General features: G+C 63.6%; 10 protein-coding genes. 4 read left to right on the top strand and 6 right to left on the bottom strand.

What is annotated here, in order from left to right; translation table 11 throughout:
- Positions 1-9: 9 nt before the first annotated feature.
- Positions 10-429, top strand: coding sequence for a response regulator (locus tag G4G27_RS06890; protein WP_183112648.1), 420 nt, complete (start codon positions 10-12; stop codon positions 427-429).
- Here the strand turns inward: G4G27_RS06890 and G4G27_RS06885 are convergent.
- From G4G27_RS06885 to G4G27_RS06860, 6 genes are all read right to left on the bottom strand, one after another.
- Positions 420-1,127, bottom strand: coding sequence for a DUF6544 family protein (locus G4G27_RS06885; protein ID WP_183112647.1), 708 nt, complete (start codon positions 1,125-1,127; stop codon positions 420-422). The two genes, G4G27_RS06890 and G4G27_RS06885, sit on opposite strands and share 10 nt — an antisense overlap.
- A gap of 13 nt (positions 1,128-1,140) precedes the next feature.
- Positions 1,141-1,470, bottom strand: coding sequence for a hypothetical protein (locus G4G27_RS06880; RefSeq protein ID WP_183112646.1), 330 nt, complete (start codon positions 1,468-1,470; stop codon positions 1,141-1,143).
- A gap of 26 nt (positions 1,471-1,496) precedes the next feature.
- The gene (locus tag G4G27_RS06875) at positions 1,497-2,597 is read right to left on the bottom strand and encodes a nitroreductase family protein (protein ID WP_183112645.1); all 1,101 of its coding nucleotides are present in this window, start codon (positions 2,595-2,597) and stop codon (positions 1,497-1,499) included.
- A complete protein-coding gene (locus tag G4G27_RS06870) occupies positions 2,594-3,703 on the bottom strand; it encodes an AI-2E family transporter (protein ID WP_244624587.1) in 1,110 nt (369 codons plus the stop codon). Before G4G27_RS06870 ends, G4G27_RS06875 begins: the two co-directional genes overlap by 4 nt.
- On the bottom strand, positions 3,700-6,333 hold the full coding sequence (locus G4G27_RS06865; RefSeq protein ID WP_345940671.1) for a cation-translocating P-type ATPase: 2,634 nt from the start codon (positions 6,331-6,333) through the stop codon (positions 3,700-3,702). Before G4G27_RS06865 ends, G4G27_RS06870 begins: the two co-directional genes overlap by 4 nt.
- A 263-nt stretch (positions 6,334-6,596) precedes the next feature.
- A complete protein-coding gene (locus G4G27_RS06860; RefSeq protein WP_183112644.1) occupies positions 6,597-7,634 on the bottom strand; it encodes a zinc-dependent alcohol dehydrogenase family protein in 1,038 nt (345 codons plus the stop codon).
- A gap of 343 nt (positions 7,635-7,977) precedes the next feature.
- On the opposite strand from G4G27_RS06860, the gene G4G27_RS06855 reads away from it, so the two are divergent.
- The 3 genes from G4G27_RS06855 (at position 7,978) to G4G27_RS06845 (ending at position 11,971) form a co-directional block, all read left to right on the top strand.
- Positions 7,978-8,583, top strand: a complete 606-nt coding sequence (locus G4G27_RS06855; protein WP_183112643.1) for a hypothetical protein — start codon at positions 7,978-7,980, stop codon at positions 8,581-8,583.
- A 184-nt stretch (positions 8,584-8,767) separates the two neighbouring features.
- The gene (locus G4G27_RS06850; protein WP_183112642.1) at positions 8,768-9,415 is read left to right on the top strand and encodes a BON domain-containing protein; all 648 of its coding nucleotides are present in this window, start codon (positions 8,768-8,770) and stop codon (positions 9,413-9,415) included.
- 519 nt (positions 9,416-9,934) lie between these two features.
- Positions 9,935-11,971: a copper-translocating P-type ATPase gene (locus G4G27_RS06845; protein ID WP_183112641.1), complete on the top strand. Its 2,037-nt coding sequence runs from the start codon at positions 9,935-9,937 to the stop codon at positions 11,969-11,971.
- Positions 11,972-12,132: the final 161 nt, after the last annotated feature.

The raw sequence follows: 12,132 nt of genomic DNA, 5'->3' as shown, positions 1-12,132 counted from the left end.
GGACAAGTGATGACAGAGCAGAATCGTTCCCCTTCCACCGAAAACGTCGGCGTCTCGCTTGTCGATGGCGACGCCGCCATTCGCCACGCGCGCCAGTTGATGCTGCGCTCGGAAAACTATGACGTCCGATCCTATCCGACCTCCGTCGCGCTCCTCGCCGATCCACGATCGAGAGATTTTCCGTGCATCGTCATCGACGTCGAAATGCGTGGCGACGATGGCCTCGACGTCCTGAAACAGATGCGGGCGAGCGGCTGGCGCGGCAAGGCGATCCTGCTTGACGGTGGCGATCCCGAGGGTGTCTTGGCCAGGGAGGCCAAACTTCATGGCGACCGGGTGTTCGAGCGCACGATCGGCGACCGGCCGTTGATGGCCGCGATCGCCGCGTCGATCAATCGCAGCTGGAGCGGATGGACCCCTCAGGGCTGACCGATACGCCAATCGAGAATCCGCCCCTGCCAGTAAATTTCTTCGCGGCCGGCAATCTCCCAGCCGACTTCGCCGGCGAACGGCAACCATCGTCCCCTATGAAAGCGATAATCCGTAAAATACCCGCGCCACGGCGTCGGCAGGATCGGTTCGGTTGGCGAGCGTGGCCGATCGGGCGCGAACGCCTCGACGATACGCCCCTCGATATCGAGAGTGAGGACGACTTCGACCGCGCTTGCGCCAATCCCTGCGCCGACCACCAGCCGGTCCGGACCATCTATCCGCCAGCGAAGCGACGGATTGGAAAGGATGGCATCTGGGGACCAGGCAAGCTCAGCAAGATAGCGCATCAATTCGCCACGCACGAGCGCGGAGGTGCGCGGCGTGCGGGCGATCGGAATGAAACCGAGCGCCGCGACATCGAGGCGCGCCACGCCGTCGTCCAGAGCGTCGCACACAGAAATCATACCGATCGGACCGAAACGCGCGCGCCACGCAAAGCCGCACGTTCCAGACGCGATGGTCTGTCTGGCGCTGAATGACATCCAGGAGTCCGAACCCAATGCGCGTTTCATGCGGCCGGTCTGGGTCAGCCTGACGATCGCCCCCCTGCCCTGCGGCTCCGCACCGAGGCGGATTGCGAGGTCGCGCACGGCGACCGGCAGATCATTAGGTGGGCTGGAACTGCTATCGGCCATCAGGCGCGTGCTCTCATCGCACGCCGCCCAGCCAAAGAACGATCGTGAACAGGATCGCGGCGCCGTATAGCGTACCAAAGATCGACTTGGTCCGGGCAGCAAGCCATGCCGGAAGATAGATGTCGAAATTGGCGCTGCGGTCATCGGTGCAGCGGGCGACGACCGTGCCCAACGGGCACTGCCCATGGTTCAGACCAAGGACGGCGACTTCGAGGAGAACGATTCCGATCGCCCAACTCGCAGCGGCGAAGTTCGCGTGCAGGGCGAACCACCAGATCGCTCCGATCAGGAACACGAAGAATGCCCAGATGATCGTATGGACCGTCTTGATGGCACCGAGCATCCTGCCGGTCTGTGGTGGCTGCACCGTCACGGCACGACGACCGTCGTGACGGGGCGACGCGGCGAATAGGGCAAGGTCGGGCCATAGCCGAAGCGCATCACGATATCCGGGCGCCGCCCCGGCAGGCCGGACAGCGCGGCCAGTTCGGGCCGCAGCCGCGCAACCTCGACCGGCTGGTTGATAAAGGCGTGCTTCAATCCAAGCGCCGTCGCCTGCAGCGCAAAGCGCTGGCAAGCTTGTCCAACCGCAACCCAATGCGCAGGGTCTTCTCGCATGGCCACGAATATAGCGATGCCGGACGATGACCGGATCTGCCGGGCATATTTGTCGTTCTCCGAACGTGCCGTAACGAACATGTCGAATGCGTGCGGACCAAGCCAGTTGGGGAGCGCCGGGGTGCCGCTCGCCACGCTGTAAAGTCCGTCACCGGTGCGGCGTGCCGCATCGGGATTGAACCGCAGCCAGGACTTGAGCTCGCGAAGGAATGAAGGATCGGTCATCTGGGCATCGTTGCCGGCCACCACCAGGTCGCGGACATGATCCATCCGTGAGCGATCGGTTATCAGCACCAGGTTGACGTCAGGACTCGAGCCCACCTCAGCCAGGGTTCGCAGACTGGCGGCGCTGACCTGGCGGCCATCATAGTCCGCGCGGGTCGACTGCCGCCTCGGGATAGCGTCGAACAAGGCCGATGTGACGGCCTGGCTTGGCGCGGACATGAAGGCGACCGACCCGCCATGGGCGGGGTCGAACCTGATCGCGCCCGCGCAACCGCGCGCCGCCGCTGCGAGCGAGAGATTCTCCGCGGCACAACCCAGGCTCACGAACAGATGGTGGTTGTCGGGATCGACGATTGGTGTTCTCCGCGCAAGATCGGGGCGTATCCGGATCAAATTTTCGCCGACCTGAAACCGCCACGGCTGCGTGTTGTGACCATTGGGCGCGAGCGTTGCGTAACGAACGAGATCAAAGGTTCGTGCCGGATTTGGTAGCAGCGTGCGCAGCCGCGCCATGTCGGCGTCATAGTGTGCTGACGACGCCAAATTGCCCGTGGCGAAATACGCGGCGGCGGTCCCCCCGATCGCCAACGCTGCGCCGCCACCGACAAGAACCTGACGCCGGTTCATTCGACACTCCTCCGTGAGGCGTGGCGATGGGCGGGTGCCGAAGCGCGGCGCGGTCCCTCCGCGAAGATTTCCCATACGGCCATGAAAAGCGCGGCGATGACCGGGCCGATCACGAAGCCGTTGAAACCCATGAGTTCGAACCCGCCGAGCGTCGCGATCAGCACCACATAGTCGGGCATCCGCGCATCGCGTCCGACAAGGATCGGCCGTACGACATTGTCGATGCTGCTGATGATGAAGAAACCGCACAGGCCGAGCGCTACCGCCTGCCAAATTGCCCCGGTGGCGATCAGATAGAGCGTAACCGGAACCCAGACCAGCCCGGTACCGATGGCGGGGAACAGCGAAAAGACACCCATTGCCACGCCCCAGAGCAGCGCGCCGGGAATTCCCAACGCCCAGAACACCAGGCCGCCGATCATACCCTGCAGGACAGCGACGATCAGGCTGCCCTTGATCGTCGCGCGAATAACCGAGACGAATTTCGCGACCAGCAGAACGCGCTGCGGAAGCGTCAGCGGAATGGCGCGATCAATCTGTGCGGCCAAGGCGTGCCCGTCGCGCAGCAGAAAGAATGTAAGATAAAGCATCACGCCGAGCGCCAGGAAGAAACCGAAAGCGCCCTGGCCGATATTGACGATCTGGCCTGCGATGGACTGGAAACTATCCGCAAACCCCTGTCCCAGTTTCGTTTGCAGTCCGTCCATATCGCCCAGCCCGACATCCTTGAGCCAGTTCCTCGCCCAGTCCGGTAGGTGTCCCTGTGCGCTAACGAAAAACCCGGCGACATCAATCTCCCCGCTCCTTGCACGCCCGTAGAAAGCGGTCGCTTCGCGCAGAAGTGCCGCACCCAGCAGCATCGCGGGGACCACCACCATGCCGATGATGATGAGCAGCGTCGCCGCGGCGGCACCATTACGACGCCGCGGCATGGCACGAAACAGCCGCGTGTTGAGCGGATCGAACAGTACAGCGGCGATCACCGCCCAGAGGATGGCGCCCGCAAAGGGCGCAACAAGCCACATAAAGGCGAGCGTGGCGAGCACGACCAGTAACAGCAGGGCGCCGCGCGCGAGATCGATCTCATGGAGGACGCCGTCGCTCACGCGGCAGCGGCGACAAGGAGCGCGGCGGTGCTCGATGACCGCGCCACAACCCGCCGGACCAGCGGCTTGCAGGTTTCGAGCAACACCAGCAGGGTGAAGCCCAATCCGAGCGCAAGCGCCATGTCGCTCCACGCGATCGATCCGAACTTCAGCAATGCCTGGGCCGAAGGCAGGAACAGGATCAGCGCGGTCACCGTGGTGATCGCGAAAGCGACATAGCGAAGTGCCGCATTGTGCCGAACGAGCGCGTCACGAAGCGAGGCGGTGCAGGAACGGTTGACCAGGATGAGCGCCACGATGGCCGAGATTAGCGCAAAGAATGTCAGCGCGCGCAGTTCAGCCTCGGGCATCCCTGACCAGGTCTCGAGTAGATAGAGCGTGGCCAGCAGCGCAAAGGCGACGCCGCCCTGAAAAACGCTCCATGCGATCATGGGGAATGAAAAAAGGGCTTCGGCCGGATCGCGCGGAGACCGTTGCATGATGTCGGCTTCGTCGCGTTCAGCTTCGAACACGAGCGCGCAGACGGGATCGATCACCATTTCGAGCAGCGCGATGTGGATTGGGCCGAACAGGATCGGTAACCCAAAGAAGAGCGGCAGAAGGGCCAGGCCGGCGATCGGCACGTGTACCGCGAAGATGAACGCCATCGCCTTGCGGATATTGTCGTAAATCCGCCGCCCGAGCCGAACCGAATGCACGATCGAGCCGAAATCGTCGTCAAGCAGGACGATGGCGGCTGCCTCCCGAGCGACGTCGGTGCCGCGTTTCCCCATCGCGATGCCGATGTGCGCCGCCTTGAGCGATGGCGCATCATTGACGCCGTCGCCGGTCATCGCGACAATTTCCCCATTGGCCTTGAATGCCTGGACGATGCGCAGCTTCTGTTCGGGCATGATGCGGGCAAAGACCGTGACTGTCGTCAGGCGCGCCGCGAGCCCGGCTTCATCGAGTGCCTCGAGATCTTGGCCCGTAAGGACATCGCCCGCTGCGATTCCCGCCTGGGTCGCGATGGTTCGGGCGGTGACGGCATAGTCGCCAGTAATCATCACCACGCGAATGCCGGCGGCGCGACATTCCGCGACAGCGGCCGGCACGCTGGCGCGCAGCGGGTCGGCCAGTCCAACCAGACCGGTCAGCGTGTACCGATAGTCATGCTGGGACGCCGCCCAATTGCGATCGGCAGGCGTGGCGGTCGCAACCGCCAGCACTCGGATCCCTCGCCTGGCCATGACCTCGACCGCGCTCGTCATCCGCGAAAGCTGATCGGGGGTCAGACGACACAGGCTGGCGATTGCCTCCGGAGCGCCCTTGGCGGTGATCGTCAGCGCATCGCCCTGCTCCCAGACGTTCGACATCGCCAGTAATTCCGGTCGCAACGCATAAGCGCGTTGCAGGACAGCGCCGCGCCGGTTGCCCGGACCGCCGGCCTCCCGCCAGGCCTTATGCAGCGCGATTTCCATCGGATCGGTCGGTTCTACGGCGCTGGCGAGCGCCGCAGTGTCCAGCAACGCATGGTAGCCGGAGGGAACCGCGACATCGGTCGCAACGAGCATCGTCTCCCCCGACGGAAGCCAGAGTTCGGCGACCGACATCCGGTTCTCGGTTAATGTCCCGGTCTTGTCGGTGCACAGGATTGTCGCCGAGCCGAGTGTCTCGATCGCCGCTGCCCGCCGCGTCAGAACACCGACGCGGCCGATGCGCCAGGCGCCCATCGCCAGAAACACGGTCAGGACAACCGGAAATTCTTCCGGTAGCATGGCCATGCCGATCGCGATGCCCGCCAGCACGGCGTCGATCCAGCCGCCGCGCAGCAGGCCGAAGAGCATGACGACGAGCAAGGCGACGGCGGCACCGCCGATCGCACACCATGTGACGATCCGCACCGTTTCCGCGCGTAGGCGCGGCGCTTCGGTGTCGAGGGTCGCGAGCGACTGACCGATCCGCCCGATCTCGCTGCGCGGGCCTGTCGCGATGACGCGGGCGATGGCGCTGCCGCGCGCGACTAGCGATCCGGAATAGACATAGGGCTGCCCCTCACCGCCGGCGCGACGGGTGCCATTGATGGCTTCGGACGTCGCCACATTCTTGCCAACCGGCAGGGACTCTCCCGTGAGCAGCGACTCGTCAGTCTGAAGATCGGCCGCCTCGATCAGGAACGCGTCAGCGGCGACGCGGTCGCCTTGTTCCAGTACGAGCAGGTCATCCTGCACCACCTCTCGCCCGGGAATCCGGATGCGCGCGCCGCCGCGAATGACCAGGGCGCGCGGCGCCGAGAGATCGCGCAAGGCCTCGAGCACGTGTTCGGTGCGAGTTTCCTGGATGACGGTGACGACGACCGAGAAGGTCGCGAAACCGAGCAGGATCAAGGCCTCTGTCAGGTCGCCGAGCAGCAGATACGCGACACCGCCTGCGAGCAGCAGCGCCAGCATGGGTTCGCGCAGCACTTCAAAGGCGATGTGGAGACTGGACCGTTGACCTGTGCGCGGCAGCTCATTGGCGCCGTCACGGACGAGCCGACGTGCGGCTTCCTCGTTCGACAGGCCGATGGCGGATGGGCCTGAATGGATCGCGAGATCCAGAGCAGCGGGCGTGACCATTGCCTCACCCGATGGTGCGCAGGCCCCAATCATCGACCGCGTTCATCACTTGATCGCCGGCGTCGCCAGACGATCACGTAGAGAACGAGGGCGACACCGATCAGCAGCAGCGACACCGAAAATCCGGTCAAATGGGTCGTTGTCATGTCGTGGCCCGCCGGTTGTCGGGCAGTTGGGCGAAGCCACCTGCCCGGCTTGAGACCAGCCGGGCATCGAAGGGATTGAGGCTGTTCTGAATCATCGATTTTCCTTCAACGCCGATATGCTTCGAAGCCGATATGCTTCGAAAAGCCTGGTCAGGCCTCGATCATGACTTTCAACGCATGCGTTTTCGCGGCGTTGCCAAACGTCTCATAGGCTTCATCGATCTGATCGAGCTTGAAGCGGTGAGTGATCAGCAACTTTGCGTCGATCCTGTCCGATCGCAGGAGCTTGAGCAGCATCGGCGTGCTCGACGTGTCCACCAGTCGGGTAGTGATCGCGATGTTGCGGTCCCACAGGCGCTCGAGGTGGAGCGTGACCGGTGCGCCGTGAACGCCAATATTGGCGATGATGCCCCCGGGCGCGATGATCTGTTCGCACAGCTCGAAAGTGGCCGGAACGCCGACCGCCTCGATCGCCGTATCCACGCCGCGCTGACCGGTCATTGCCATCACGGCAGCGACCGCCTTGCCATCCGCGCTGTTGATCGTCGCGGTGGCGCCGAAGCGCTTGGCGACCGCGAGGCGGTTGTCGTCCAGGTCGATCATGATGATTTCAGCAGGGGAATAGAATTGGGCCGTGAGCAGTGCCGCAAGGCCAATCGGTCCCGATCCGACGATAGCGATCGTGCTGCCGGGCTGAACCTTGCCGTTGAGCACGCCGCACTCGAAGCCGGTCGGCAGGATATCGCTCAGCATAACCAATGCTTCTTCATCAGCGCCTTCCGGAATAGGATAGAGGCTGGTGTCGGCATGCGGCGTGCGCACGAATTCCGCCTGAGTGCCATCGATCGTGTTGCCGAGGATCCAGCCGCCGGTCATGCAATGCGAGAACATGCCCCTGCGGCAATAGTCGCATTTTCCACAGGCGCTGACGCAGGAGATGAGCACCCGGTCGCCAGGCTTGAACGCGGTGACCGCGGAGCCAACGGCATCGACCACGCCGACACCCTCATGGCCAAGCACGCAGCCCGGCTGACACGTCGCAACATCGCCTTTCAGAATATGCAGGTCGGTGCCACAGATGGTCGTCCTGGTGATCTTGATGATCGCATCGGTCGGATCGATCAGCTCGGGCTTGGGATGTTCTTCATAGGCCTTTTTGCCGGGGCCTTTATAGACGAGTGCTTTCATGGCGGGCTCTTTGCATATGAGTGTCGTGTCGCGGCGCGCGCTGTTTGCATCGCTTGACCGTTACGAAATCGCAGCGGTCTGAATGACAGCCAATACCAGCCGATCACCCCGCAACGGGAGCCTCGGAAACTACGCAGCAGCGTCGGCGCGACTTCCTGGCGTCGCCACGTCGCGCGCACCTGCTACGGCATAGCTCGGCCCGACCCGGACTTGTTCAGTCGGCGCGCGGGGAAGGTGCGTAGTTTCCGACCCTGCTGCGGAGAGCCAAGCTTGACTAATCCGTCGAACCACGATCGCGAGCCGCGCCGTTTCCATCATCGCCATACGAAATCGGAACATCGTCATGACCCAACGCATACAGGACATCGCACAGGAGATTGTCCGGCTGCAGGGCGAGCTCGATCGCGAGATCGAAAGCCGCAGACGAGCGCTTGGCGTGACGATATCTGCAAAAATCGTCGGCTTTGAACGCGGTGTCCTCGACGAGCATCGGCGACTGAAGGCAAGTGTCTCACGGTTCTTCGCTGAGTCGAGCTTCGCCGCCACGATAACCGCACCCGTCATCTATTCGCTGATCATCCCGCTCCTTTTCGTCGATGCGTGGGTCAGCCTGTATCAGGCGATTTGCTTTCGAGCTTATGGCATCAAGCGGGTCAGTCGATCGGAGTATCTCGTCTTCGATCGGCAACATCTGGCGTATCTGAATGTGATCGAAGCGATGAATTGCCTGTTCTGCGCCTATGCCAACGGCCTTGTCGGATACGTACGCGAGATCAGCAGCCGCACCGAGCAATATTGGTGCCCGATCAAGCATGCGTTGCGCGTGATCGACCCCCATCAGCGCTATTATGAATTTCTCGAATATGGCGACGCCAGCGGTTACCGCGCCCGACTTGCGGAGTTCAGGGACGGACTGCGCGACCGGGACGCCTCTCAGACATCCGAATGATTTTGGCGACGTGCGTAGTTTCCGATGCTGCCCACCCCCTCCCCGCTCTCCTAATGTGGCGATGCTGGATTTATCGGTCGAACGGCGCACATTGCACGCTCCGATGGGCAAGTCTGGTTCACCGCAACGAAGCCAATGGCCAATCGCGCCGGACAGCTTCCGCTACCTCAACTCAGGAGCCGTCATGTCTCAGGATCGTCAACTTCAAGAAGCCGTGCTCGCCGAATTCGCTTGGGAGCCAAGTGTTACCGCCGCCCATATCGGTGTCATCGCCAAGAACGGCATCGTGACGCTGACCGGCCATGTCGAGAATTTCCTGGAGAAGCGTGCGGCCGAGCGCGCGGCCAGTCGCGTCAAGGGCGTCAGGGCCGTGGTCGAAGAGATCACGGTAAAGCTCCATTCAAGCATGGTACGCAGCGATGAGGACATCGCCAACGCTGCTGCCAATCGGCTCGCGTGGGAAGTCAGCGTGCCGCGCGACGCGGTCAAGGTGAAGGTCGAGAATGGCTGGGTCACGCTGACCGGTCAGGTCGATTGGCATTACCAGAAGCAAGCGGCAGAACGCACCATTCGCGGCCTGTTCGGTGTGGTCGGGGTGCTGAATGACACGACGATCAAACCGCGCGCCGACGCCACGGACATCAGCCACAAGATCGATCTCGCGCTGCACCGGTCGTGGTTCGATCCCAAGACGATTACCGTCACCACGCATGACGGCAAGGTCAAGCTGACCGGATCCGTCGACACCCCGGGCGACCGGTATGTCGCAGGCGCAACGGCCTGGGGCGCACCCGGTGCAACCGACGTCGAGAACGACCTGATCATCGCCTGACCTCACGGCCCGTCCCGCCCGCCTTTCCAGGCGGGCAGGATGGACTCGTTGCGCCGTGGAAAATGAAAGCACGTCATGACTTATCGAAATAGCGATCCAGGCAGAGGAGTTGTCGATCCCAGGCTTGCTGGTGGCGTCAAGACATCACGTTCCGTCGCGGTCGATCGATTGGATTTCGATCTTGGCGGGACCCGACGCGACGCCAGCGAGAGCTATAGCCCGCGCATTGCCGGGGACGCGATTAACAGCCGTCGCCTCTGCGATCTGCCGGGTCGCCGGATACCGGGCAAGTTGAGCATTCGCCACTGGCGGGAGCCCGACACCAAAAGGCATCGTCCGGTTCGGAAAGACTAGGGGCCGATCTTGGGTCAATCTCTTCAACAGCCTCTGGAAGCTCCTCGCGGCGCACCCAGCACAACGCGGATCGCTCGCCCCATGGCGATAGCCGGCAAGGCCTGGACTTGTCCGATGCACCCGCGAATCCGTCGGGACGGACCTGGTACATGCCCGATCTGCGGCATGGCGCTCGAGCCCGAAGAGCCGTCGCTGGACGATGCGCCGAACCCGGAACTTGTCGATTTTACGCGCCGGCTATGGGTCGCGGGCATTCTCTCCATGCCACTGCTGCTCGTCTCGATGGTGGCTGAAATGCTCGGCGTTCACCTCGTACCGCCTTCACTCTCATCCTGGATCCAGCTGGCGCTCTCGACGCCGATCGTCCTGTGGGCAGGCTGGCCGTTCTTCCAGCGCGGCTGGACATCGATCCGGACCTGGCATCTCAACATGTTCACGCTAATCGCGATCGGCGTGGGCTCGGCGTTTCTCTACAGTCTGATCGCGACGGTCGCGCCTGGAGTGTTCCCGTCCGCCTTGCGGGTGCACGGCATGATGCCGGTCTATTATGAAGCCGCCGGTGTCGTTGTCGCGTTGGTCCTGCTGGGACAGGTACTTGAGTTGCGCGCACGCGCCGCGACCGGCCGCGCGATCCGGGCACTACTGGACCTGGCGCCCAAGACGGCGCGGCGGATCGGTGAAGGCGGCACGGAGATCGAGATTCCACTGGCCGACGTCGTGACCGGCGATCGGTTGCGCATCAGGCCAGGTGAGGCAATCCCGGTCGATGGCATCACCATCGAGGGACGCTCGTCGGTCGACGAATCGATGCTGACCGGTGAGCCCGTGCCGGTCCTAAAAATGGCCGGCGCGATGTTGACCGGCGGCACCGTGAACGGCACGGGCAGCCTGGTGATGGAGACGCAAGCGGTCGGCGCGAATACTATGCTCGCGCGCATCGTCCATATGGTAGCCGAAGCGCAGCGAAGCCGCGCCCCAATCCAGGCGGTTGCCGACCGCATCTCGAGCTGGTTCGTACCATCGATCATAGTCGTCGCCCTGGCGACGTTCATCATGTGGAATCTGGTCGGCCCCGAACCACGCTTCGGCCATGCGCTGCTGAACGCGATCGCGGTCCTGATCATCGCATGCCCCTGCGCGCTTGGCCTCGCGACGCCGATGTCGATCATGGTCGGCACCGGGCGCGGCGCGAAGGCCGGCGTGCTGGTCAAGAGCGCCGAGGCGCTTCAGGCGCTTGCGGCGGTCGACACGCTGGTGATCGACAAGACCGGCACGCTGACCGACGGACGCCCCAGGCTCATCGCGGTCGAAGCCAGGAACGACCATGACCCCGATGCGACGCTGGCGCTCGCGGCATCGATCGAAGCGCTTTCGGAACATCCGCTCGCCCATGCGATCGTCCTTGGCGCGCAGGAAGCAGGTAGGATAATCAAACCGGCCGCGAACTTTGCATCGCAAACCGGTCTTGGGATCAGCGGCACGGTCCTCGGCCGGGAGGTGGTGATCGGCAGTCCGGCTCAGATGCTGCGGATCAATATCGATCCCGCGCCGCTTACCGAAGCGGCGGATCGCCATCGCCAGCAAGGCGCAGGCGTCGTGCTGGTCGCGATCGACGGTGTCTTGACCGGCCTGCTCGCAGTCGCCGATCCGGTGCGACCCTCGGCGCGCGGTGCGATCGCCGACTTGCGCGACAGCGGGCTGCGCATCGTGATGCTCACTGGCGACAACCAGGTCACCGCGAACGCGGTGGCGCGAAGCGTTGGCGGGATCGATGAAGTCCGCGCCGGACTTCGTCCCGAGGACAAGGCGCGGATCATTGGCGAACTGAAGACAGCAGGAGCGGTCGTCGCGATGGCGGGCGATGGCATCAACGACGCGCCCGCCCTCGCCGCCGCCGCGGTTGGCATCGCCATGGGCAGCGGCACCGACGTCGCCATCGAAAGCGCCGGCATAACGCTGATCGGAGGCGATCTCGGGGCGTTGGTGCGGGCCCGTCGTTTGGCCAGGGCGACCATGCGCAACATTCGCCAGAACCTGTTCTTCTCGTTTATCTTCAACGGCATTGGCGTCCCGGTCGCCGCGGGCGTCCTGTTTCCGGTGACCGGCCTATTGATGTCGCCGATGTTGGCCGGTGCGGCGATGGCGCTTTCGTCGGTCACCGTCGTGTTGAATGCGCTGCGGCTAAACACCGTCAAACTGTGAAACCGTGGCGCTCCGCGGTGATCGCCGCAGAGCGTCCGCAAGGTTCGACAGGGTGGCCGAGCTGCTTCGCGCCGGGCGATCCGACGCCAATAGGTAGATTCCGATCCTGTCGCCGGACGGTCAGAGTCTGCACTGCGGAAACCTGTTCGCGTCGGATCGAC

It is taken from the genome of Sphingomonas sp. So64.6b, from assembly GCF_014171475.1.
GTDB lineage: Bacteria > Pseudomonadota > Alphaproteobacteria > Sphingomonadales > Sphingomonadaceae > Sphingomonas > Sphingomonas alpina_A.
Note: the sequence above shows the minus strand (reverse complement) of the source record. Positions and strands in the feature narration are given on the sequence as shown.

Bases quoted from the DNA above. Each gene is read 5' to 3' on its own strand.
- G4G27_RS06865 (WP_345940671.1), bottom strand. From the start codon at position 6,333: ATGATTGGGGCCTGCGCACCATCGGGTGAGGCAATGGTCACGCCCGCT.
- G4G27_RS06885 (WP_183112647.1), bottom strand. From the start codon at position 1,127: ATGGCCGATAGCAGTTCCAGCCCACCTAATGATCTGCCGGTCGCCGTG.
- G4G27_RS06850 (WP_183112642.1), top strand. From the start codon at position 8,768: ATGTCTCAGGATCGTCAACTTCAAGAAGCCGTGCTCGCCGAATTCGCT.
- G4G27_RS06890 (WP_183112648.1), top strand. From the start codon at position 10: ATGACAGAGCAGAATCGTTCCCCTTCCACCGAAAACGTCGGCGTCTCG.
- G4G27_RS06860 (WP_183112644.1), bottom strand. From the start codon at position 7,634: ATGAAAGCACTCGTCTATAAAGGCCCCGGCAAAAAGGCCTATGAAGAA.
- G4G27_RS06880 (WP_183112646.1), bottom strand. From the start codon at position 1,470: ATGCTCGGTGCCATCAAGACGGTCCATACGATCATCTGGGCATTCTTC.
- G4G27_RS06845 (WP_183112641.1), top strand. From the start codon at position 9,935: ATGGCGCTCGAGCCCGAAGAGCCGTCGCTGGACGATGCGCCGAACCCG.
- G4G27_RS06855 (WP_183112643.1), top strand. From the start codon at position 7,978: ATGACCCAACGCATACAGGACATCGCACAGGAGATTGTCCGGCTGCAG.
- G4G27_RS06875 (WP_183112645.1), bottom strand. From the start codon at position 2,597: ATGAACCGGCGTCAGGTTCTTGTCGGTGGCGGCGCAGCGTTGGCGATC.